22 protein-coding genes and 1 pseudogene are annotated in these 20,754 nt (G+C 61.3%); 15 read left to right on the top strand and 8 right to left on the bottom strand.

Translation table 11 applies throughout. The features are described from left to right. Positions 1 to 69 precede the first annotated feature (69 nt). The 8 genes from rplQ to AB4072_RS04685 all read left to right on the top strand — a co-directional run bounded on the left by rplQ (position 70) and on the right by AB4072_RS04685 (position 6,978). On the top strand, positions 70 to 492 hold the full coding sequence (gene rplQ / locus AB4072_RS04650) for a 50S ribosomal protein L17 (RefSeq protein WP_441965791.1): 423 nt from the start codon (positions 70 to 72) through the stop codon (positions 490 to 492). Between the two features lie 152 nt (positions 493 to 644). Next, a complete protein-coding gene (locus AB4072_RS04655) occupies positions 645 to 2,057 on the top strand; it encodes a DegQ family serine endoprotease (RefSeq protein WP_441965793.1) in 1,413 nt (470 codons plus the stop codon). Beyond that, positions 2,000 to 2,497, top strand: a complete 498-nt coding sequence (locus tag AB4072_RS04660; protein ID WP_441965795.1) for a GNAT family N-acetyltransferase — start codon at positions 2,000 to 2,002, stop codon at positions 2,495 to 2,497. The genes AB4072_RS04655 and AB4072_RS04660 overlap by 58 nt, the downstream gene beginning before the upstream one ends. Beyond that, on the top strand, positions 2,494 to 3,807 hold the full coding sequence (locus AB4072_RS04665; protein WP_441965797.1) for a replication-associated recombination protein A: 1,314 nt from the start codon (positions 2,494 to 2,496) through the stop codon (positions 3,805 to 3,807). Before AB4072_RS04660 ends, AB4072_RS04665 begins: the two co-directional genes overlap by 4 nt. Positions 3,808 to 3,818: 11 nt before the next feature. Beyond that, positions 3,819 to 4,205, top strand: coding sequence for a fluoride efflux transporter CrcB (gene crcB / locus AB4072_RS04670; RefSeq protein ID WP_441965799.1), 387 nt, complete (start codon positions 3,819 to 3,821; stop codon positions 4,203 to 4,205). A 43-nt stretch (positions 4,206 to 4,248) separates the two neighbouring features. Then, entirely contained in the window at positions 4,249 to 5,496 is a 1,248-nt protein-coding gene (locus AB4072_RS04675) for an RluA family pseudouridine synthase (protein ID WP_441965801.1), read from the top strand. 8 nt (positions 5,497 to 5,504) lie between these two features. Continuing rightward, positions 5,505 to 6,206: an HAD-IA family hydrolase gene (locus tag AB4072_RS04680; protein ID WP_441965803.1), complete on the top strand. Its 702-nt coding sequence runs from the start codon at positions 5,505 to 5,507 to the stop codon at positions 6,204 to 6,206. Continuing rightward, positions 6,199 to 6,978 carry an ATP12 family chaperone protein gene (locus AB4072_RS04685; protein ID WP_441965804.1) on the top strand — a complete coding sequence of 260 codons (780 nt, stop codon included), beginning with the start codon at positions 6,199 to 6,201 and terminating at the stop codon, positions 6,976 to 6,978. Before AB4072_RS04680 ends, AB4072_RS04685 begins: the two co-directional genes overlap by 8 nt. Positions 6,979 to 7,028: 50 nt before the next feature. Here the strand turns inward: AB4072_RS04685 and AB4072_RS04690 are convergent, their stop codons facing one another. Continuing rightward, positions 7,029 to 7,406 (bottom strand): hypothetical protein, encoded by a 378-nt coding sequence (locus AB4072_RS04690; protein ID WP_441965806.1) that lies wholly within the window; start codon positions 7,404 to 7,406, stop codon positions 7,029 to 7,031. Between the two features lie 150 nt (positions 7,407 to 7,556). Here AB4072_RS04690 and AB4072_RS04695 point away from each other — a divergent pair, with 150 nt between their 5' ends. Beyond that, a complete protein-coding gene (locus tag AB4072_RS04695; RefSeq protein WP_441965807.1) occupies positions 7,557 to 9,089 on the top strand; it encodes an acyl-CoA carboxylase subunit beta in 1,533 nt (510 codons plus the stop codon). Between the two features lie 160 nt (positions 9,090 to 9,249). Here AB4072_RS04695 and AB4072_RS04700 read toward each other — a convergent pair whose 3' ends face one another. Together AB4072_RS04700 and AB4072_RS04705 are read right to left on the bottom strand one after the other, a co-directional pair. Then, on the bottom strand, positions 9,250 to 9,894 hold the full coding sequence (locus AB4072_RS04700) for an alpha/beta hydrolase (RefSeq protein WP_441965808.1): 645 nt from the start codon (positions 9,892 to 9,894) through the stop codon (positions 9,250 to 9,252). A gap of 13 nt (positions 9,895 to 9,907) precedes the next feature. Then, positions 9,908 to 10,837, bottom strand: coding sequence for a ring-cleaving dioxygenase (locus tag AB4072_RS04705; protein WP_441965810.1), 930 nt, complete (start codon positions 10,835 to 10,837; stop codon positions 9,908 to 9,910). A 285-nt stretch (positions 10,838 to 11,122) separates the two neighbouring features. On the opposite strand from AB4072_RS04705, the gene AB4072_RS04710 reads away from it, so the two are divergent. From AB4072_RS04710 to AB4072_RS04725, 4 genes and pseudogenes are all read left to right on the top strand, one after another. After that, on the top strand, positions 11,123 to 11,536 hold the full coding sequence (locus AB4072_RS04710) for a hypothetical protein (RefSeq protein ID WP_441965812.1): 414 nt from the start codon (positions 11,123 to 11,125) through the stop codon (positions 11,534 to 11,536). Positions 11,537 to 11,639: 103 nt separating this feature from the next. Beyond that, positions 11,640 to 13,640: an acetyl-CoA carboxylase biotin carboxylase subunit gene (locus AB4072_RS04715; protein ID WP_441965814.1), complete on the top strand. Its 2,001-nt coding sequence runs from the start codon at positions 11,640 to 11,642 to the stop codon at positions 13,638 to 13,640. A gap of 4 nt (positions 13,641 to 13,644) precedes the next feature. Further along, positions 13,645 to 14,055 (top strand): annotated as a pseudogene (locus tag AB4072_RS04720) (gamma-glutamylcyclotransferase family protein); the annotation flags it as partial. A gap of 107 nt (positions 14,056 to 14,162) precedes the next feature. Beyond that, a complete protein-coding gene (locus tag AB4072_RS04725; RefSeq protein ID WP_441965815.1) occupies positions 14,163 to 14,444 on the top strand; it encodes an acylphosphatase in 282 nt (93 codons plus the stop codon). Here the strand turns inward: AB4072_RS04725 and AB4072_RS04730 are convergent. Continuing rightward, positions 14,441 to 14,845, bottom strand: a complete 405-nt coding sequence (locus tag AB4072_RS04730; protein WP_441965817.1) for a rhodanese-like domain-containing protein — start codon at positions 14,843 to 14,845, stop codon at positions 14,441 to 14,443. The genes AB4072_RS04725 and AB4072_RS04730 overlap by 4 nt on opposite strands. A gap of 67 nt (positions 14,846 to 14,912) precedes the next feature. Between AB4072_RS04730 and AB4072_RS04735 the strand changes: the two genes are divergently transcribed. Together AB4072_RS04735 and AB4072_RS04740 are read left to right on the top strand one after the other, a co-directional pair. After that, a complete protein-coding gene (locus tag AB4072_RS04735) occupies positions 14,913 to 15,599 on the top strand; it encodes a DUF599 domain-containing protein (RefSeq protein WP_441965818.1) in 687 nt (228 codons plus the stop codon). Next, complete coding sequence (locus AB4072_RS04740) at positions 15,599 to 15,862, top strand: DUF3253 domain-containing protein (RefSeq protein WP_441965820.1); 264 nt, start codon at positions 15,599 to 15,601, stop codon at positions 15,860 to 15,862. Before AB4072_RS04735 ends, AB4072_RS04740 begins: the two co-directional genes overlap by 1 nt. A 97-nt stretch (positions 15,863 to 15,959) precedes the next feature. Here the strand turns inward: AB4072_RS04740 and AB4072_RS04745 are convergent, their stop codons facing one another. From AB4072_RS04745 to AB4072_RS04760, 4 genes are all read right to left on the bottom strand, one after another. Continuing rightward, positions 15,960 to 16,757: a YdcF family protein gene (locus AB4072_RS04745; RefSeq protein ID WP_441965822.1), complete on the bottom strand. Its 798-nt coding sequence runs from the start codon at positions 16,755 to 16,757 to the stop codon at positions 15,960 to 15,962. 9 nt (positions 16,758 to 16,766) lie between these two features. Beyond that, positions 16,767 to 17,471: a ribonuclease activity regulator RraA gene (locus AB4072_RS04750; RefSeq protein WP_441965823.1), complete on the bottom strand. Its 705-nt coding sequence runs from the start codon at positions 17,469 to 17,471 to the stop codon at positions 16,767 to 16,769. Between the two features lie 122 nt (positions 17,472 to 17,593). Beyond that, positions 17,594 to 19,168 (bottom strand): calcium-binding protein, encoded by a 1,575-nt coding sequence (locus tag AB4072_RS04755; protein ID WP_441965825.1) that lies wholly within the window; start codon positions 19,166 to 19,168, stop codon positions 17,594 to 17,596. Between the two features lie 333 nt (positions 19,169 to 19,501). Further along, positions 19,502 to 20,674, bottom strand: a complete 1,173-nt coding sequence (locus AB4072_RS04760; RefSeq protein ID WP_441965827.1) for an isovaleryl-CoA dehydrogenase — start codon at positions 20,672 to 20,674, stop codon at positions 19,502 to 19,504. Positions 20,675 to 20,754 lie beyond the last annotated feature (80 nt).

Here is a 20,754-nt window from a genome sequence, read left to right on the forward strand (position 1 = left end):
AAAGCCGGGTCTCATTCAAGAAGGACGGCCGTCCCTTGGCACGGCGGCCGCAAAACCAAGGAGAGAGCCATGCGTCACGGTTTTCGTGGTCGTCGTTTCAACCGTTCGTCCGAGCATCGTAAGGCGATGTTCGCCAACATGTCCGCCGCGCTGATCAAGCACGAGCAGATCGTCACCACTCTCCCCAAGGCGAAGGATCTTCGCCCCGTGGTCGAGAAGCTGGTCACGTTCGCCAAGCGCGGTGATCTGAATTCCCGTCGTCTGGCCATGGCTCAGCTCCGCGACGCCGCAATGGTCAAGAAGCTCTTCGACGTGCTCGGCCCGCGCTACAAGGAGCGTTCGGGTGGTTACACCCGCGTCCTGAAGGCCGGCTTCCGCTTCGGCGACAACGCGGCGATGGCCGTGATCGAGTTCGTCGATCGTGACGTCGATGCCCGCGGTCAGGATTCCGGTCCGACGCAGAATGAGGAAATCATCGAGGCCGCTGAGTAAGCGGTTTTTCGAGACAAGCTTTGATCAAGGGCGGCCTTCAGGCCGCCCTTTTTGTTTGTCTCGATAGGGCCATATGAGGGCGGTTGCTCCGCAGGCTTTGCCTTTGAATGAAGCCCGTTTATCCAGGATCATCAGATCGGTATGGATTCGTGATGTTTTTAAAGTCTCTCGACGCACCTTTGATCGCACTTGCGCTCGGTCTCGCGGCGCTCACCTCCGCCGAGGCGCAAACCCGCGCCGCGCCGGAGACGAAGGCTCAGGTTCAGCTTTCCTTCGCACCCATCGTGCGGGAGACCGCACCCGCTGTCGTGAACGTCTATGCAACCCGCACGGAGCGTCGTCAGCAGAACGCTTATATGGAGGACTTCTTTCGCCGCTATTTCGGTGACGGAAACGGGCAGGGCGTCCCTCCTGGGCGTCAGCAAAGCTCGCTGGGCTCTGGCGTGATCGTCGATCCGAGTGGCCTGGTGGTGACCAACAACCACGTCATCGAGAACATGACCGAGGTGAAGGTCGCTCTTGCCGACAAACGCGAGTACGAGGCCCAGATCGTATTGCGCGACTCGCGGACCGATCTCGCCGTGCTCAAGCTCAAGAACGCGTCCGGCCTCCAAGTGCTGCCGCTCGGCGATTCCGACGCGCTTCAAGTCGGTGATCTCGTGCTCGCTATCGGCAACCCGTTCGGTGTCGGTCAAACCGTGACACAGGGCATCGTCTCCGCGCTTGCCCGTACGCAGGTCGGCATTTCCGACTACCAGTTCTTCATCCAGACGGATGCTGCCATCAATCCGGGCAATTCCGGCGGCGCGCTCATTGACATGAGCGGTCGCCTCATTGGCATCAATACGGCGATCTTTTCGCGCTCCGGCGGCAATGTCGGCATCGGCTTCGCCATTCCTTCGCGGATGGTAAGGGCCGTCATCGATTCCGCGCGTGGCGGATCGCGGGTCGTCAAGCGCCCGTGGCTCGGGGCGCAGCTTCAGGCGGTGGACGGCGAAATCGGCACTAGCCTCGGGCTCGACCGACCCACCGGTGTGCTGGTGGCATCCGTGTATGAAAATGGCCCTGCGGCCGAGGCTGGAATCAAACGGGGTGACGTCATTACCGAAGTCGACGGGCAGCAGGTCGATAGCCCGGACGCTTTCGGCTATCGTTTCACCCTGAAAGGCGTCGATGGCCGCACGCCGATCACGGTGCTTCGCGGCGGTAAATCAGTCGCGGTGCAGGTCAAGCTCATCCCACCGCCCGAGACGCGGCCGCGCAATCCCTTGCAGGTTCGCACGCGCTCACCCTTCACCGGCTCGACTCTGGTGAACTTGTCCCCCGCCGTTGCGGATGAATTGCAGATTGACGTTTCGCAGGACGGCGTCGTCGTGGCAGATTTGGACGAGACTGGCGTTGCGGCTCGCGTCGGTTTCCAGAAGGGAGATTTGATCCTTGCGATCAACGATCAGAAGATCGCCGAGACCAAGGACATCGAACGGCTGCTGCAACGGGGAGAGCGATATTGGGAGATCACGATCAACCGGCGCGGGCGGGTCTTCACGACGATGCTCGGGGGGTAGGTGCCTGGTCGATTTCGCACGACCTCTCTCCCGACGAGGTCGATATCGTCCATGGCTGGCTGTCCCATGAGAGCTATTGGGCGAAAGGCCTGCCGCGTTCGGTCTTCGAGAAGAGCATCGCCAATGCGTGGATCTTCGCCATGCGCGACGGGCAGGGCCGCCTCTGCGGCTTTGCCCGTCTGATCACCGACAAGGCGACCTTCGCTTACCTCTGCGATGTCTTCGTCAGTGCCGATGTGCGCGGGCAGGGGGCGGGCCAGTATCTGATGAGCTTCATCATGGACCATCCGGACCTTCAGGATCTCAGGCGAATACTGCTTGCGACCCGCGATGCGCACCAATTCTATACGCGTTTCGGCTTTACGCCGCTGCAGAACCCGCAAGTGTTCATGCATCGTCACGATCCCGACGTTTACGCGCGGTTGAACGGAACCAAATGAGCGACCTGTTCTCCTCCGCCAGTCTCGACAAGAGTGCGCCGCGTCCGCTCGCGGACCGTATGCGCCCACAGAAGCTGTCCGATGTGGTAGGGCAGGATCATCTTGTCGGGCCGGATGGAATCCTCAGCCGCCTGATCGCCTCCGGCTCGCTTGGGTCGCTGATTTTCTGGGGACCTCCGGGGACGGGCAAGACTACCGTCGCCCGGCTGCTTGCTCACGAGACGGACCTTTATTTCGAGCAGATTTCCGCGATCTTCTCAGGCGTCGCCGATCTCAAGAAGGTTTTTGAGGCCGCACGCTTTCGTCGCTCGACAGGGCAGGGAACCCTGCTCTTTGTGGACGAGATCCATCGCTTCAATCGCGCGCAGCTCGATGCATTTCTACCCGTCATGGAAGACGGTACGATCACGCTGGTAGGCGCGACGACCGAGAACCCGTCCTTTGAACTGAACGCGGCGCTATTGTCTCGCGCGCGCGTGCTGATCTTCAAGTCTCTCGACGAGGAGGCCATCGGCAAGATCCTGCTTCATGCGGAAGCGGTGACGGGGCAATCGCTCCCGCTCGATGAGGAGGCCCGCGAGTCGCTGGTGCGCATGGCCGACGGCGACGGCCGCGCCGCGCTGACGCTCGCGGAGGAAATCTGGCGTTCCGCGAAGCCCGATGAAGTGTTCGATGCTGCGCAATTGCAGGAGATCATCCAGCGCCGCGCGCCGATCTACGACAAGGGTCAAGAGGGGCATTACAACCTCATCTCCGCCCTCCATAAGACCATTCGCGGCTCTGATCCGAATGCGGCGCTCTACTATCTCGCGCGCATGCTGGACGCGGGCGAGGATCGTCTCTTCATCGCGCGTCGCCTCGTGCGCATGGCGGTGGAGGATATCGGCCTTGCCGATCCGCAGGCGCTCGTGATCGCCAACGCCGCCAAGGACGCTTTCGATTTCCTAGGTTCGCCCGAGGGCGAACTCGCTCTCGCGCAGGCAGCGGTCTATCTCGCGACCGCGCCGAAATCGAATGCGGTCTACACGGCCTACAAGGTCGCGATGCAAGTGGCGAAGGAACACGGCTCCCTGATGCCACCGAAGACCATCCTTAACGCGCCGACCAAGTTGATGAAGAACATCGGCTACGGCGCAACCTATCGCTATGACCACGATGAACCCGATGCGTTTTCAGGTCAGGACTATTGGCCGGAGAAACTGGGCGAGCAGGCTTTTTACGAGCCCGTGGATCGCGGCTTCGAGCGTGATATCAGGAAGCGGCTCGATTGGTGGGCGCGGCTCAGGGCGGAAAGACGAAAAGAGAAGTAGCCGGACCGAAAATGCAAAACTTTCTTATCGTCTTTCTCGGAGCCGGGATCGGTGGGGCTTTGCGCCACGCGGTCAACCTTGGCGCGGCACGCTGGCTCGGGATCGCGTTTCCGTGGGGAACGCTCTGCGTGAATATCTTCGGCTCCTTCGTCATGGGGCTTATCGTCGGATGGCTGGCGTTCAAGGCGGGAGAGGGGTGGAGCCAGCATGTGCGCCTCTTCGCGACGACGGGTATTCTCGGCGGGTTCACCACCTTTTCCGCTTTCTCCCTCGATACGGTACTGGTCTGGGAGCGCGGCGAACCGGGGCTTGCAGCCGTCTACGTCATAGGCTCCGTCGTGCTCTCGATCGCAGGTCTTGTGACCGGCCTCGGTCTTGTTCGCGCGCTCGCGGCATAGACCTTCATTGCCGCCCGCGCGGCTCTCTGTTACCCACATCCTCATGAGACAAAGTGGTTCAGGACGAAACGGGGCTCGCACAGGGCGCTCGGGGGCACGGCAAGGGTTTCGCACACGGGAAGATCGCCCTGAGCGGAAAAAGGCTCCGGCAAAGCCGCGCGCCGCCGCCAAAGGTGCAGCCAAACCCGCCAGCAAGCCGCGCCCGGCGCCAGCGTTGCGGGACAAGCCCCACGCAGAGGCTCCGCCGAAGCCGACTCGTGCCCAGGCCAAGGCCGCCGCGCAAGAGACGCTTGCGACCGGCGTGCAGACCCTCGTGGTCGTGTCGGACGAGGCGGATATGCGTGTCGACCGCTTTCTGGTGGCGCGGTTCCCGCAACTGGCCTTCACCCATATCCAGCGCATCGTCCGAAAAGGCGAATTGCGGATCGACGGCAAGCGCGCGAAGCCCAATGAGCGGCTTCAGCCCGGCCAGAAGGTGCGCGTTCCGCCGCTGAAGCTCGAACCGGCGAAGCTTGTGGCGCGCTCAACCATCAAGGATCAGGACGAGCGCGAGTTCCTGAAATCGATCACGCTCTACGAGGACAAGGACGTTCTCGTCATCAACAAGCCGATGGGCCTTGCTGTGCAAGGTGGATCGGGGACCACACGGCACGTGGACGCGCTGCTCGAGAGCATGCGCGATGCGGATGGTCAGAAGCCGCGTCTCGTACACCGGCTCGACAAGGATACGGCGGGCTGTCTCGTCATCGCCAAGACGCGCTTTGCCGCGTCTACCATGGCGAAGTCTTTCCGCTCTCGCTCGACCCGCAAAATTTATTGGGCGCTGGTCGCAGGCGTGCCGCGCGTGCGGCAGGGACGTATCTCGACCTATCTCGCCAAGGAAGAGGGCGGCGAGGGCGATTCCCGCATGAAGGTTGCCCGCCACGGCGACGAGGGCGCGAGCCATGCGCTGACCTATTACGCCATCGTCGACACCGCCGCGCACAAGCTCGCTTGGCTGTCGCTCAAGCCGGTAACCGGGCGCACGCACCAGCTGCGCGCCCACACGGCGCATATCGGCCATCCCATCGTCGGTGATCCGAAGTATTTCGACATCGAGAACTGGGAGTTGCCGGGCGGCATTCAGAACAAGCTGCATTTGCTGGCGCGCCGCATCGTCATCGCGCATCCGCGCACGGGCAAACCCATCGACATTACCGCGCCGCTGCCCCCGCATATGCAGCAGAGCTTCAATCTGCTCGGCTTCGATACCGAGCATTACGATCCGATCGTCGATTCTCCGGAAGACTGAGCGTCGCCATGAAGCTCGTTATCTTCGATGTCGATGGCACGCTGGTCGATAGCCAGAACATCATTGTGGCCGCGCAGCATACCGCCTTCGCGGCGTTCGGGATCGAGCCGCCGAGCCGCGAACGGTCGTTGTCGGTCGTTGGGTTGTCTCTGCATCAGGTCTTCCACGTTCTTGTTGGTCCCGATGCGCCGATTGAAGAACTTGTGCAGGCCTACAAGGATGCCTTCGCGGTCCTGCGCATGGATCCCGCGAATGCCGAGCCTCTGTTCCCCGGTGCCCTGGAGACGCTAGAGGCGTTGCAGGAACGGGAGGACGTTATCCTCGGGATCGCGACGGGAAAGACGCGTCGCGGCGTCGCGCATCTTCTTGAGCGGCACGGATGGGACAGGGTCTTCTCGACCATCCAGACCGCCGACGACGCGCCCTCCAAGCCGCATCCGGCCATGATCCATCAGGCCATGGCGGAACTGGGAATAGCGGCGGTCGACACTGTGATGATTGGCGATTCCAGCTTCGATATGGCCATGGCCCGCGCGGCCGGCGTCCATCCCATCGGTGTCTCCTGGGGCTTCCAGCCGGTGGAGGCCCTGCGCGAGGCGGGAGCCCATTCCATCGTCGATTCCTATGTGGATCTTCGACCACTCCTGACCGAATTTCTCGATCTGCCCTCGCATCTCGCCGCAGAGCGCTTATCTCCGAGCCATGACTGATACACGAGACTGGTTTCCCTCAGCGGAAGAGCCCGATCCCATGCGCGCGGCGCAGGCGGGGATGAAGCCGAGCCTGCCCAAACGCTTCTACAAGGAAGCCGGCGTGGCGGAGAAGGATGGCTCTTTCTTCCTCACCCTGGATGGCCGCACGGCGCGGACACCCGGCCGCCAGCCGCTCGCCGTGCCGGCGCGAGACCTGGCGGAGGCTCTGGCCGAGGAATGGGCCGGGCAGGGGGATGAGATCAATCCCGCAACGATGCCGCTGACACGCATCGTCAATTCCGCCATCGACGGCGTCGCCGCGCGGCAGGCGGAGGTCGTGGACGATCTCGTGCGCTACGCGGGCTCCGATCTCATCTGCTACCGTGCGGGTGAGCCGGAGCGGCTTGCTCTCGCCCAAGCCGAAACGTGGGATCCCATTCTGGGGTGGGTGAGGGATACCCATTGTGCGCGCTTTGCACTTTCCGAGGGTGTCATGCACGTGGCCCAGCCCGACGATGCCCTTGCCGCTGTGCGTAAGGCTGTCGAACAAGACCGGTCGCCTTTTGCCATCGCCGCACTGCACGTCATGACGACGCTGTCGGGCTCGGTGCTCATCACGTTAGCCCATGCTGCCGGTGAGATCGACGCGGAAACGGCTTGGGACGCCGCTCACGTGGATGAGAGTTTCCAGGAACGTATCTGGGGCGAGGACTATGAAGCGATGGAACGACGCAAGATTCGCAAAGCCGATTTCATGGCGGCCTCGCGCGTTTACCGGCTGGCTCAATAAAAAAGCCGCCGACACCAGGGCGCCGACGGCTTGAAGCCTGCAAGTTTCGATTACGAGCGATTGAAGGCGATGCCGCACTTCTTCTGAATCGAGGCTTCCTCGATGGCCTGCATCTGACCCTTAAGACGAGCGAGTTCGGCGGTCTTGGCGTTGTCGCCTCCGACGAAGAAAGCGGCAGGCCAGAAGATGACGACAGCGGCGGTCGTCGCCACAGCATCGTTGGTACGCTGCCTGTCCTGAACACCCGCCGCTGTAGCCGCCGCGCTGCTCACGCGCTGGGCTTCCTGGCCCAACTCCCTACAGCTGTAGCTCTGATACGCGATCGGCGACACATAGGCCGCCGAGACGTCGTCCGACCGGCTGGCGCAGCCCGCAGCCGCCATGGATACGGCCACGACAACGGCTGCCGCATTATAGGTTTTGCTCATCAATTGCCCCCAAGGCGTGATTTGATTTGATCGATTTAGAAACAATATTACTTTTTCGATGTGCTCCACAACACATCGATGGTGGGATTTATGCTCACTCCACACTGTGTTAGGTCGGAACAGCTTTGCAGTGTGGTGTGGAAAATCCCCATGAAAGACATTCTCGAACGTCTGGAAGAGCGTCGCGCTCAGGCCCGACTTGGCGGGGGCGAGAAGCGGGTCGCGGCGCAGCATGCGCGCGGCAAGCTCACGGCTCGGGAGCGCATCGAGCTCCTGCTCGACAAGAACTCGTTCGAGGAATTCGACATGTTTGTCGAGCACCGCTCGACTGATTTCGGCATGGAGAAGGTCAAGATCCCTGGCGATGGTGTCGTCACCGGTTGGGGCACCATCAACGGCCGCACAGTCTTCGTCTTCGCCAAGGACTTCACGGTCTTCGGCGGCTCGCTTTCCGAAGCGCATGCGCAAAAGATCATCAAGATCCAGGACATGGCGCTGAAAATGCGCGCCCCGATCGTCGGCCTGTTCGATGCGGGCGGCGCGCGCATTCAGGAGGGCGTCGCGGCGCTCGGCGGCTATGGCGAGGTGTTCAAGCGCAACGTGATCGCGAGCGGCGTCATTCCGCAGATTTCCGTGATCATGGGGCCGTGCGCTGGAGGCGACGTTTATTCGCCTGCCATGACCGATTTTATCTTCATGGTGCGCGACCGCTCTTACATGTTCGTCACTGGGCCTGAGGTGGTGAAAACCGTCACCAACGAGACCGTGACCTCGGAGGAATTGGGTGGTGCGAAGGTGCACACCACCAAATCCTCGGTCGCTGACGGCGCTTATGACAACGATGTCGAGGCGCTGCTGCAGATCCGCCGTCTCATGGATTTCCTGCCATCGAACAATATCGATGGTGCGCCGGAATGGCCGAGCTACGACGATCCGAACCGGGTCGATGAGAGCCTCGACACGCTGATCCCGGACAATCCCAACAAGCCTTACGACATGAAGGAGCTGATCCTGAAAGTCGTGGACGAGGGCGATTTTTTCGAGATTCAGGAAGCTTACGCCCGGAACATCATCACCGGGTTTGCGCGCATCGAAGGCCGCAGCGTCGGTATCGTGGCGAACCAGCCGATGGTGTTGGCGGGCGTGCTCGATTCTGATGCCTCACGCAAGGCCGCGCGCTTCATCCGCTTCTGCGATGCTTTCAACATTCCCGTCGTGACCTTCGAGGACGTGCCGGGGTTCCTGCCGGGCACGTCGCAGGAATATGGCGGCCTCATCAAGCACGGCGCGAAGCTGCTGTTCGCTTATTCGGAAGCCACCGTGCCGCTGGTGACGGTGATCACGCGAAAGGCCTTTGGCGGTGCTTATGACGTGATGGCGTCCAAGCACGTGGGCGGTGACGTGAACTACGCCTGGCCTACCGCACAGATTGCGGTGATGGGCGCGAAAGGCGCGGTCGAAATCATCTTCCGCGCCGATATCGGCGACGCCGACAAGATCGCTGCCCGCACCAAGGAATACGAAGACCGCTTCATGTCGCCGTTCGTGGCGGCGGAGCGCGGCTACATCGACGAAGTGATCATGCCGCACTCAACGCGGCGTCGCATCGCTCGCGCGCTTGCGATGCTGCGCGCGAAGGAAGTGGAGCGGCCGTGGAAGAAGCACGATAACATTCCGTTGTGAGCGTCGACTCGGTGTTCGAGGATGCGGGGCGCTAATTCAGCTGTCATGGCCGGACTTGATCCGGCCACCCACGTCTTAAGACGGGAATGATGTTGCAAGAAAAGGCGTGGATGGCCGGGACGAGCCCGGCCATGACGAGTTTGCATCTTGAAGACATCTCTTACCGGGTGTGGCGCAAACTCTCCTCAGGCTGCCCCTCATTGGACAACCAATCTGTCGCGAGGTTCACATCCGCCTGCGTCAGTCCGTGCCCTGTCGGCAGACTTTGATGCCGCACCTGCGCGCCGCCCTGTTCCAGCAGTGCAGCTAGCCGCGCCGCATTCGCCGCCGGAATGATCGGGTCCATCGAGCCTGACAGGATGAGGATGCGCTTGCCTGTCAGGTCGAAGGCGGGCGTCTCCTTCAGCGGCACCATTGCGCGCAGCAGCACCGCGCCCGCCAGCGCCTCCGGACGCAACATCAGCATCGCCGCGGCGATGTTGGCTCCGTTGGAGAAGCCGACGGCAATGGGTGCTTCGAGGCCATAGGCCTTTCGCCCTTCAGTGACGAAGTCGGCGAGTTCATTGGCTCGCTTTTTCACATCCTCCTCATCGAACACGCCTTCCGCCAGACGGCGGAAGAAGCGCGGCATGCCGTTTTCCAGCACCTTGCCGCGCGGCGAGAGGAGGGCGGCTCCCGGCGCGATGGTTTGGCCGAGCGGGATGAGGTCGTTCTCGTCTCCACCGGTGCCGTGGAGCAGCAGCAGAGGCGGGCGGTTCGGAATGGTGGCCGGGATATAGCGATGGGTGAAGGAAAGAGCGGTCATCGGAGAAAGTCTCTCACACTAAAGCAGGCAGAATGGGTTCGATCTCGCGGCGGCGAGGTTCGAGGAAGGGCGGCAGTTTGAGCGCGGTGCCGAGAGAGGCTTCGCTTTCATCGATCGCAAAACCCGGAATGTCGGTGGCGATCTCGAAGAGAACGCCGCCCGGCTCGCGGAAGTAGACGGAGCGGAAATACTGGCGGTCGCGCTGCTCGGTCGTCTCGATCTTATGGTTTTCGGCCAGGCGCTTCACCATCTCCGCTTCGGCCGCATCGTCGGCGGTGCGGAAAGCGATGTGATGGATCGATCCACCACCGAGATGCCCCGGTAGAAAGCCTCCCGCCTCGTGCAGATCCACGATGCCGCCAACCGACGCGTCGCTCGCATAACGAACCAGTGAACCTTCCCGGGCAATTTCCTTGAAGCCAAGAACGTCCGTGAGGATCGCGCCAGTCGGACCCGCCTCGGGCACCAGCAGCGTGATGCCGAAGAAGCCGCGAATGGCATGTTCCGCAGGAACTTCGCCCTCACTCCAGGCCTGTTCCGCCTCGATGCCGGGGACGCCGACCAGGGCCAGGCTGGTGCCGTCCGGATCCTTGAAGGTCAGGACGGTCTGGCCGAAACGCTTCTGAGGCGTGCCGTGCGCAATGCCCTTCTCAAGCAGGCGATGCGTCCAGTAGCCGATTGCAGCCTCAGGCACGCGGAAAGCGGTCTCCTGCGTCGAGCCCACACCCGCCCGACCGGGTGCCGCATGCTCCCAGGGGAAGAAGGTCAGGATCGTGCCCGGCGCGCCGGAGCCGTCGCCGTAATAAAAATGGTACGTGGTCGGGTCGTCGAAATTGACGGTCTTTTTCACGAGCCGGAGACCAAGCGTTTCCGTGTAGAACGCGATGTTGCGGCGCGCCGGTCCGGCGATGCCGGTGATGTGGTGAATGCCGTTGGTTCCCATGACTCGTCTCCTAGGCTGATCTGTTGCCTGGCAGATAAGAACGGGTGAGGAGAGACATAGGGCGGAAAGACATATCTTGCGAATTTGCAATGATGTCAGGAAGCGGGCGCTCGTGTCCTTGCCGATATGCGGAAACCTTTCGGCAACCAAAGACACTCAGCATTGCTTAACCTGAACGGCGATTCAGCATTTGCCATTAACTTTTTGCGCCCTTTCCTCGTGTGAAAGTCCTCTCACACAAGAGATCAACCGGCTTCCAAGAAGAGCTGGAGAGGGCTTAAACAAATGATCAGGCAAGAGCTTCGCGATTTCATCGAAGACGTGACCGGGAATGACTTCATCTCGGCCGATCATATTAAAGCACTTCAGTCACTCGTGACCGAAGGCGCCGCCGCGAGTCGCCGTGAGATCGAAACTCTTCTTTTGTTGCATCGCACAACCGCTGCTCATGAGAGTTGGGACGAGGTGCTGAGCGCGTTCGTCGTCGATTGCGTGGTCTGGCGCTCTGGCCCCAAGGGCATTGTGACGAACGAGGACGCCATGTGGCTCACGACGGCTCTCGATGTTTGCGGCCCTTCCGCTGTCGCCATGACGATTGCCTACTGCATTCTCGATCAGGCAAGCCATGTCGATGCCGCACTGCTCGACTTCATCATGCGGGGACGTCAGCAGGCCCGCGCCCAGAGCCTTGCCGCTTGATCGAACTCGTTAAGCGAATTGCTGAGGGGGATTAGCTTTTCGAACGTGCCGAGGTGCAGTAACGAAGAGACACTGCATTTTCGACCGCTGTGTTCGAGGGCTCATGTTCGACAAGATTCTGATCGCCAATCGAGGCGAGATCGCGTGCCGGGTCATCAAGACCGCGCGGCAGATGGGCATCAAGACGGTCGCCGTCTATTCCGATGCGGATCGCGATGCACTTCACGTGACGATGGCGGACGAGGCGGTTCATATCGGACCGGCTCCCGCAGCGGAATCCTATCTTGTGATCGAGAAGATCATCGACGCCTGCAAGAAGACCGGAGCGCAGGCGGTGCATCCCGGTTACGGCTTCCTCTCCGAGCGCGAGGCCTTCCCGAAGGCGCTTGCGGAAGCGGGCATTGTCTTCATCGGGCCGCATCCCGGCGCCATCGCGGCGATGGGCGACAAGATCGAGTCGAAAAAAGCAGCTGCCGCCGCCAAGGTCTCGACCGTGCCGGGTTATCTCGGTGTCATCGAGAACCCGGAACAGGCCGTCACCATCGCTAACGACATCGGCTATCCGGTGATGATCAAGGCCTCTGCCGGCGGCGGCGGCAAGGGCATGCGTATCGCTTACTCCGCCGACGAGGTGGCCGAAGGCTTCGCCCGCGCGAAATCGGAAGCCGCATCGTCCTTCGGCGACGACCGGGTCTTCGTCGAGAAGTTCATCACCGACCCGCGCCACATCGAGATCCAGGTGCTCGGCGACAAGCACGGCAACGTGATCTATCTCGGCGAGCGCGAATGCTCGATCCAGCGCCGCAATCAGAAGGTCATCGAGGAGGCGCCGAGCCCGCTTCTCGACGAAGCCACCCGCAAGCTCATGGGCGAGCAGGCTGTCGCACTGGCGAAGGCAGTCGGATACGACAGCGCAGGCACCGTCGAGTTCGTGGCCGGGCAGGACAAATCCTTCTACTTTCTCGAAATGAACACTCGTCTGCAGGTGGAGCATCCGGTGACCGAAATGATCACCGGGATCGACCTCGTGGAAGAGATGATCCGGGTTGCTGCGGGCGAGCGGCTTCGTCTCGCCCAGGCCGATGTGAAGCTCGACGGCTGGGCGGTGGAAAGCCGCATCTATGCTGAGGACCCGGTGCGCAACTTCCTGCCTTCCACCGGCCGCCTCGTGACCTATCGCCCGCCGGAGGAAGATGAGAATGACGGCGTTACCGTCCGCAACGACACGGGCGTCTATGAGGGCGGCGAGATCTCGATCTTTTACGATCCGATGATCGCCAAACTCGTGACCCATGCGCCGACGCGTCAGGAGGCTATCGACGCCCAGGCGACGGCCCTCGACGCATTCGCCATCGACGGCATCCGCCACAATATCCCGTTCCTCTCGGCACTGATGCAGCATCCGCGCTGGCAGGGAGGTAGCCTCTCTACCGGCTTCATCGCGGAGGAATTCTCAGAGGGCTTCAAAATCCCCGCGCCGACGGGCGAGGTGGCCCGCCGCATGGTGGCGGTCGCTGCGGCGATCGATCATCTGCAAAATGAACGCAAGCGTCACATCTCCGGCCAGATGCGCCCGATGGGCACCTTCCAATTCGAGCGCGAGCGTATCGTGATGCTGGGAGCTGAGCGCCATGAGGCGCTGGTGGAAGATGTCGAGGGCGGCATCGCTGTCGTCATCGATGGAGAAACGTGGCCGATCCTCTCCGGCTGGCATCCGGGAGAACCGGTCTGGATCGGTGTCGTTGGTGGGCTGGAGGTCGCCATGCAGGTGCGTCCGCTTCTCAACGGCTTCGTTCTGGCTCATGCGGGCACCGCGACCGAAATCCGCGTCTATACGCATCGCGAGGCGGAGCTCTTCGCACTGATGCCGGAAAAGACCGTGGCCGATACCGGCAAGGTGCTGCTGTGCCCGATGCCGGGTCTCGTCAAGGCGATCAGCGTCAAGCAGGGGCAGGAGATCAAGGCAGGCGAGCCGCTTTGCATCGTCGAAGCGATGAAGATGGAAAACGTTCTGCGCGCCGAACGTGATGCCACCGTCGCCAAGATCCTCGCCAAGGAGGGCGACAGCCTTGCCGTCGATGCGGTGATCATGGAGTTCGCGTAGAGGAATGCCGCTCTATTTCGCCTACGGGTCCAACATGGACCGGGCCGCCATGGCCCAGAGATGCCCGGCCTCGAAGGTCATCGGCGTCGCGCGGCTCATGCGGCACCGGTTCTTCATCACGACAGACGGTTACGCGTCGGTGATGCGCGATCCAAGGCGCACAACGTGGGGATTGTTGTGGGATCTGGCACTCGCGGATATCCGCCCCCTCGATCGCTATGAGGATCTTGCGAGCGGTCTCTACACCAAGATCGACCAGCCGGTCGTGAGCGAACAGGGCGCGCGGCGCGCTATCGTCTATATTGGCCGTGCTGTGCGGCCGGGCACGCCGAAGCCGGGCTATATGGAAGGGGTTGTGGCGGCTGCGAGAGAAGCCGGACTGCCGGAAGACTATCTCCACGGTCTTGAAAACTGGCTTCCGAAAACCGCGACGAGTGTAGCGCCGAAGATCGAACAGCCTCGCATTCGCCCGCTTTGGAGCGCTCCCTCAAGTTCTGTCGGGAAACCGAAGGGGAATTGAACGTGACCCTCACTCTCCACGTGATTATTCACGGCCGTGTCCAAGGCATCGGGTTCAGGGCCTGGACGCATCATCAGGCCGAACTGAGAGGCCTGAGGGGCTGGGTGCGAAACCGTCGTGACGGAACGGTCGAGGCGGTCTTCTCCGGGCCTGAGGACGCAGTCGACGCGATGCTGAGCGTCTGCCGTGAAGGGCCCGACGGTTCGCGTGTCGAGAAGATCGATACCGATGCTGTCGATGATGGTGCCTTCGCCTCTCGTTTCGAGGTGCGCGCAACTGTCTAGTGTGGTTCACCGGACTCCACTGGTTCACCTGAATCCTTCCACGCCTTGAAGCCGCCTTCGATATGCGCCACCGGTTTCAAGCCCATTTCCTGCGCGGTGGCGGCTGAGAGGGCCGAGCGCCAGCCCCCACCGCAGAAGAACACGAAGGTTTTGTCCTGCGCAAAGACCGGCTTGTGATAGGGGCTTTCCGGGTCGATCCAGAATTCGAGCATCCCGCGCGGGCAGTGAAATGAGCCAGGAATTTTACCCTCGCGTTCCAGTTCGCGTGGATCGCGCAGATCGACGAAGACTACGTCGTCGCGACCGAGCAGGGCGGCGGCGTCCTTCACGGCCAGGGTCTCGATCTTTGCATTCGCCTCGGCAAGCAAAGCCTTGTAACCACGTGTGATGGTCTGGGACATTCGAAGCCTCCGATTGAGGTCTTGGGAAAACTGGGCATGATGTTGCAAGAGTCAACCGGGGGCGATTGTGTCGGGTTTTTCCGTCGTCGATTATGCGGCGTTCATTTTTTTTGTTGCGGCATGGCTCGGCTATCATTTTGCCGTCGAACTGACGCATGCGGGTCGGCGCAGCCTCAATCGCACCATGAACCAATATCGCTACCAGTGGATGGAGCAATTGGTGGTGCGGGAGAACCGGATCGTGGACACAACGATCATGGCCTCTCTCATGAACGGCACCGCCTTCTTCGCCTCGACCTCACTCATTGCCGTCGGCGGCGTGCTGACGCTTCTTCGCTCCGCCGATTCCGTGCTTCCCATCTTCGCCGATCTGCCCTTTGGGTCTCCGCCGACCCGGTTTACGTGGGAGGTGAAAGTGATCGGCCTCACGATCATTTTCGTCTACGCGTTCTTCAAGTTCGCCTGGTCCTACCGGCTCTTCAACTACATGGCGATCATCGTAGGCTCGGTGCCTGTCCTGAAGCCCGACAACAAGGACAAGGCGCTTGCGGTAGCCAGGCAGGCGGCGGCGATGAACGTCGTCGCGGGCAAGCATTTCAATCGCGGTCAGCGTGCCTTCTTCTTCTCCATCGCGTATCTGGGCTGGTTTCTCAGCGTCTATATCTTCATGGTCGCGACAGCGGCGGTTCTCTTTGTCATGTGGCGACGGCAATTCGTGTCCGATGCGCGCGCCGCCGTGTTGGAAAATGAATGATGGCAACCGCTCAAGAGTTGGAAGAAACCATTCTGGCGCTCGTCACCAAGCGCGGCGCGGGCAAGAACATCGACCCGACGGATGTGGCGCGCGCGCTCGGTGGCGATCATCCCGATGGCTGGGGGCCTTTGATGCAGCCCGTGCGTCAGGCCGCGATCCGCTTGATGAAGGAAGGCAAGATCGTCATCCTTCGCAAGGGCCGCCCGGCCGATCCGGATGACTTCAAGGGAATCTACCGGCTTACACTGCCGAGCGAGCCTTAGAGTTTGATCGTTTCAGGGAAACAGGATCAAACTCTAGATTCTTTTGATGCCGTATGGTCTGGGCGAACAACCGGTTTCCACTTGTTCTGATCATGCTCTAAGGCGCCGGGAAAAGCTCCGGCGTGTGGCCGGCCAGCCGATAGGCGATGAGCCCGGCCCATTCCTTCAGCGTCACATCGAGACGGCGCAAGCCATCCGATACGAACGCAAAGGGTTTGTTCACGCCGGAATCCGCGCTGGTGCGGAAATCCACCGGGTAAGGAGTCACCGGGAAGCCGACTTTCCGAAAAACCCCGACCGCGCGCGGCATGTGCCATGCCGAAGTGACGAGAAGCCAACGTTCTCCCAGCCTGGGCGTGACGATCTCGCGCGAGAACGCCGCATTCTCGAAGGTCGTTCGCGAGCGATCCTCGACGATGAGACGCCCCGGGTCGATGTTCACGCGGCGAAAGAAATCCGCGATGATCGGGGCTTCCGCGGCGCCGTCTCCAAACACCGTGCCTCCGCCACCCGAAATCAGAATGCGCGCATGCGGGTAACGTGTCGCGAGTTCTATCGTATCGAGCACCCGCTCGGCGGATTCATTCGCGACGAGTTGGCCGCGAGATGTGGATTCGCGGGCCTCGACGGCACCGCCGAGAAGGATGATGCCATCGACCGGCTTTCCGTCATCCGTGAAGGCAGGGAACCGTTCTTCGAGCGGCAGGATGAGATAATTCGCGATGGGCAGAAGCCCGAATGCCAGCACCGCGAGCGTTGCCACCCATGCGATGACAAGGCCCGTCCTTCGCAAGCGCGTGGCGACAGCGAGAACGAGCCCCAGCAGAATGAGGCTCACAAGCAGGTTGGAGGGCGTGGCGAAGAACCACGCGATCTTCGAGGCGTAATAGAACATGGTGAGCGATCAGAACTTGCCGGTTTCCGCCTCATAGCGCGCCTTCGTTTCCGCATTCGGCGGATAAAGGCCGGGGAGGGGGACGCCCTTTTCGATTTCGCGCATGATCCAGAGTTCGAGCCTCTCCTGCTCGACACCGGCCTTGGCGACCTCTTCGACGAGGGCGGACGGGATCAGGACCGCGCCATCCCCATCGGCGACGATCACATCATCGGGATAAACAGCAACACCGCCGCAGCCGATGGGCTCCTGCCAGCCGACGAAGGTGAGACCCGCCACAGAGGCTGGTGCGGCAAGGCCGGAGCACCAGACGGGTAGGCCGGTGCCCTCGACGCCCGCACCGTCGCGCATCACGCCATCGGTTACCAGCGCCGCGACCCCGCGCTTCTGCATGCGCGCAGCGAGAATGTCGCCGAAGATGCCCGCATCCGTCACGCCCATGGAATCGACGATAGCGATGCAGCCCTCCGGCATGTCTTCGATGGCCGCGCGCGTGGAGCGTGGAGACGACCACGATTCCGGCGTCGCCAGATCCTCACGGGCGGGAACGAAGCGCAATGTGAAAGCTCGCCCGACAATGCGCTCTCTCGCATTGAAAGTGGGCCGCGGCCCGTTCATCCAGCAACGCCGAATGCCCTTCTTCAAAAGAATGGTGGTCAGCGTCGCGGTCGAAATCGCGCGCAGCGCATCGGCTAGGGCTTTGTCGAGGGTCATGGCGGGCTCCTGATCTTGGGCAGAACAGAGTTAGCCCTATTGGCCCGACGCTGCCAAGCGTCCCAGGACGACCTCGCCTGCACGAGGCGGGGCATGGTTAGTCGATGGTTGCGCGCGAGCGGTCACGCGAACCAGAAGTCGTTCGCCGCCAGATGCGTTACGCCGAGCACGGTGATGTCGTTATTCGCATCGAAGCGAATGACGCTGTTGCCGTCGACGATATCGATGGTCAGGTCGGTGAAGGCATGAATTCCGATCAGAGACAGCGCCTTCAGGTCGATCTTGTCCTTGTCCGTTTCGAACCCGACCTTGTCGTGACCGTTCTGTGGAGAGAAGACGAACGTGTCGGCGTCCCGTCCGCCGAACATGCTGTCGTCTCCGGTGCCGCCGATAAGCGTGTCTTTCCCGGAACCTCCATTAAGAACATTCCCCGAGCCACCGACGACTTTGAGCAGGTCATTGCCGGCGCCGCCAAAGAGGAAGCTCGAACCGGCATCGGAATCGGGTGAGACGGTCGCCACCAGAACGTCGTTGCCGCAACCGCCACTCAGGCGGTTTTCCGCAACGGAGCCCTCGTGAGAGCTGAGATCTGTCGCAGTGAGGGAAAGGAAAGCCGAGAGATGGTCGTCACCAGTCCCACCTTTCAGGATATTTTGCACGTCAAACAAAGGCCCCTCGAAACCGGGAGGCGGAAAGGCGCCGCGTGCATTTGCCGTGAGGCTGGCGCTCATCCAGTCGTCTCCCTGACCTCCCTTCAGGAGGTTTTCGGCTTTGACGAATCCTCCGGACGCGGTGGATGTCGCCTTCAGGTGGTCCTCGCCTCGTCCGCCATCCAGAAAATTGGAGACATCGGAGACCGTGTTTCCAACAACGCCGACTTGGGTTGCCTCCAGGCTGTCGTTACCGTTTCCACCCCATAATTCGTTGATCCCGATCGGGGTTTTCGAGTTGGAATTCGTCTCGTTGAAGGCTCGCAGGACATCGTCACCGTTTCCCCCATTAAGGGAATTCGACACCAGTTTGGTGAAGATGGAGGTGCCCGTGGCCGTAGCGTCCAAAATGTCGTTGCCTTCGCCACCGGTGAGGACATTCGTGGCTGTGGCTTCCCCTCCATCAAACTCCGTTTTGGCTGTCGCGGTGATCCGGTCGTTTCCGCCGCCACCGTCGACGACATTCGACATCAGGTTGTTGCCGAGAGCTCCGTGCCCATCCGCAATGGCATCGATGGTGTCGTCGCCGCCACCGCCGAAAATGACGTTTTTCAATATCACATTGGCGAGGACGCCTTGGGCCAGATTCGCCACGGCCTTGATCGTGTCGCTGCCGGGGCCTCCGTCGAGAAAGATTTCTACTGTCTGATCCGCCTGCAGAGGGAAGGTGACTCCTCCCTGAAGTGTCACCGTCGCATCGAGAGTGTCGTTGCCAGCGCCGCCGATCTGGACGGCGAGCCCGTGTACAGGATTGTCGCCTTGCAACGGAACGACGACGGTTGTCGTCAACTTGTCATTACCCTTGTCGCCGACGAGCGCGGTTCGATTGAATGTGCTGGAGAGATCGTCATTACCCGCAAGCCCGAATACGACATCGCCCTCCGCGCCAGCACTGAGTGTATCGTTGTGTTTGGTGCCGATGATCGTGTTGTTGATGGGTTCGATAAGAGAAAGCCAACCAGACCGTTGATTATCTATGGCCGCCATTTTCAAATCTCCTTGGCAAAATATCGAAAAGCCCGCGAAAAACGTCGATGCTTTTGCCGGACAACAAGGTCGGTCCGGGAAAGCGCTGTGAAGTTACGATTCATTTCAAACGCACGGTCACGATTGCGGGTTGCATACCCATTTCGGGTATTTGCGGCGGGCTGGCGTGTCGCCGATCCTTTCGACCAGAGAGATTTTTCCCACGCGGTGTAAACCGACCGGGTATCGGGCAGGATAAGAGTCTGTTCTCGGCCACAATTCAGCGTCGAAAAAAATCGCAAAAAGACCGCGCGGAGAGGCGCGGTCCTGCGAATAATCCCGTTTGGCGACGCCTTAGACGGTCTTTTCGAAAAGCTCGCGTCCGATCAGCATGCGGCGAATTTCGCTCGTCCCTGCGCCGATCTCATAGAGCTTAGCGTCGCGCAACAGGCGGCCGGTCGGGTAATCGTTGATGTATCCATTGCCGCCGAGGAGCTGGATGGCGTCTAGTGCGCATTGCGTAGCTTTTTCGGCGGCGTAGAGGATCGCGCCCGCCGCATCCTCGCGGGTCGTCTCATGGCGGTCGCAGGCCTTTGCGACGGCATAGACATAGGCCCTGCAGGCATTCATCGTCACGTACATGTCCGCGACCTTGCCTTGCACGAGCTGGAATTGGCCAATGGGCTGGCCAAACTGTTTGCGCTCATGGACGTATGGCAGGACGATATCCATGCAGGCTTGCATGATGCCGAGCGGGCCTGCCGCGAGCACAGCGCGCTCGTAGTCGAGGCCGGACATGAGCACGCTCACGCCCTTGCCGACGCTGCCGAGCACGTTTTCCTCGGGCACTTCGCAATCCTCGAAGACGAGTTCGCAGGTGTCGGAGCCGCGCATGCCGAGCTTGTCGAGCTTCTGGTGCGTCGAGAAACCCTTGAAGCCCTTCTCGATGATGAAGGCGGTCATGCCGCGCGGACCGGCGTCCATATCGGTCTTGGCGTAAACCACCAGCGTCTCCGCAATGGGGCCGTTGGTGATCCACATCTTGTTGCCGTTGAGCACGTAGCGATCCCCGCGCTTGTCGGCACGTGTGCGCATGGAGACGACATCGGAACCCGCACCCGGTTCCGACATGGCGAGCGCGCCTACATGCTCACCGGAGACGAGCTTCGGCAGATAACGCTGCTTCTGTGCCTCGCTGCCGTTGCGGCGGATCTGGTTGATGCACAAATTCGAATGCGCGCCGTAGGAAAGACCCACGGAGGCGGAAGCACGGGAGATTTCCTCCATGGCGATCACATGCTCGAGGTAACCCAACCCCGAACCGCCGAACTCCTCCTCGACGGTGATCCCGTGGAGTCCAAGCTCCCCCATCTGGGGCCAGAGATCGCGCGGGAACTGATTGGTCCGGTCGATCTCCTCGGCGCGGGGCGCGATCTTCTCCTGAGCGAAGCCGCTCACGACTTCACGGATGGCGTCTGCTGTCTCGCCGAGATCGAAATTCAGTTGATGGGCCGTATTCCTGATCATGCATTCCTCCAACCCCGCTCGCCGATACGCAAGTGCGACGCCGCGACGGGGGATTTATTGTTATGGAGAAGCATTTTGGT

The sequence above is a fragment of the Microvirga sp. 2MCAF38 genome, from assembly GCF_052115485.1.
Lineage (GTDB): Bacteria > Pseudomonadota > Alphaproteobacteria > Rhizobiales > Beijerinckiaceae > Microvirga.

Excerpts from the sequence above, each read along its gene's own strand:
- AB4072_RS04755 (WP_441965825.1), bottom strand. The coding sequence starts at position 19,168 with ATGGCGGCCATAGATAATCAACGGTCTGGTTGGCTTTCTCTTATCGAA.
- AB4072_RS04685 (WP_441965804.1), top strand. The coding sequence starts at position 6,199 with ATGACTGATACACGAGACTGGTTTCCCTCAGCGGAAGAGCCCGATCCC.
- AB4072_RS04745 (WP_441965822.1), bottom strand. The coding sequence starts at position 16,757 with ATGTTCTATTACGCCTCGAAGATCGCGTGGTTCTTCGCCACGCCCTCC.
- AB4072_RS04655 (WP_441965793.1), top strand. The coding sequence starts at position 645 with ATGTTTTTAAAGTCTCTCGACGCACCTTTGATCGCACTTGCGCTCGGT.
- AB4072_RS04750 (WP_441965823.1), bottom strand. The coding sequence starts at position 17,471 with ATGACCCTCGACAAAGCCCTAGCCGATGCGCTGCGCGCGATTTCGACC.
- AB4072_RS04705 (WP_441965810.1), bottom strand. The coding sequence starts at position 10,837 with ATGGGAACCAACGGCATTCACCACATCACCGGCATCGCCGGACCGGCG.
- AB4072_RS04740 (WP_441965820.1), top strand. The coding sequence starts at position 15,599 with ATGGCAACCGCTCAAGAGTTGGAAGAAACCATTCTGGCGCTCGTCACC.
- AB4072_RS04680 (WP_441965803.1), top strand. The coding sequence starts at position 5,505 with ATGAAGCTCGTTATCTTCGATGTCGATGGCACGCTGGTCGATAGCCAG.
- AB4072_RS04665 (WP_441965797.1), top strand. The coding sequence starts at position 2,494 with ATGAGCGACCTGTTCTCCTCCGCCAGTCTCGACAAGAGTGCGCCGCGT.
- AB4072_RS04700 (WP_441965808.1), bottom strand. The coding sequence starts at position 9,894 with ATGACCGCTCTTTCCTTCACCCATCGCTATATCCCGGCCACCATTCCG.
- crcB (WP_441965799.1), top strand. The coding sequence starts at position 3,819 with ATGCAAAACTTTCTTATCGTCTTTCTCGGAGCCGGGATCGGTGGGGCT.
- AB4072_RS04690 (WP_441965806.1), bottom strand. The coding sequence starts at position 7,406 with ATGAGCAAAACCTATAATGCGGCAGCCGTTGTCGTGGCCGTATCCATG.
- AB4072_RS04730 (WP_441965817.1), bottom strand. The coding sequence starts at position 14,845 with ATGTCCCAGACCATCACACGTGGTTACAAGGCTTTGCTTGCCGAGGCG.
- AB4072_RS04715 (WP_441965814.1), top strand. The coding sequence starts at position 11,640 with ATGTTCGACAAGATTCTGATCGCCAATCGAGGCGAGATCGCGTGCCGG.
- AB4072_RS04695 (WP_441965807.1), top strand. The coding sequence starts at position 7,557 with ATGAAAGACATTCTCGAACGTCTGGAAGAGCGTCGCGCTCAGGCCCGA.
- AB4072_RS04710 (WP_441965812.1), top strand. The coding sequence starts at position 11,123 with ATGATCAGGCAAGAGCTTCGCGATTTCATCGAAGACGTGACCGGGAAT.
- rplQ (WP_441965791.1), top strand. The coding sequence starts at position 70 with ATGCGTCACGGTTTTCGTGGTCGTCGTTTCAACCGTTCGTCCGAGCAT.
- AB4072_RS04760 (WP_441965827.1), bottom strand. The coding sequence starts at position 20,674 with ATGATCAGGAATACGGCCCATCAACTGAATTTCGATCTCGGCGAGACA.
- AB4072_RS04675 (WP_441965801.1), top strand. The coding sequence starts at position 4,249 with ATGAGACAAAGTGGTTCAGGACGAAACGGGGCTCGCACAGGGCGCTCG.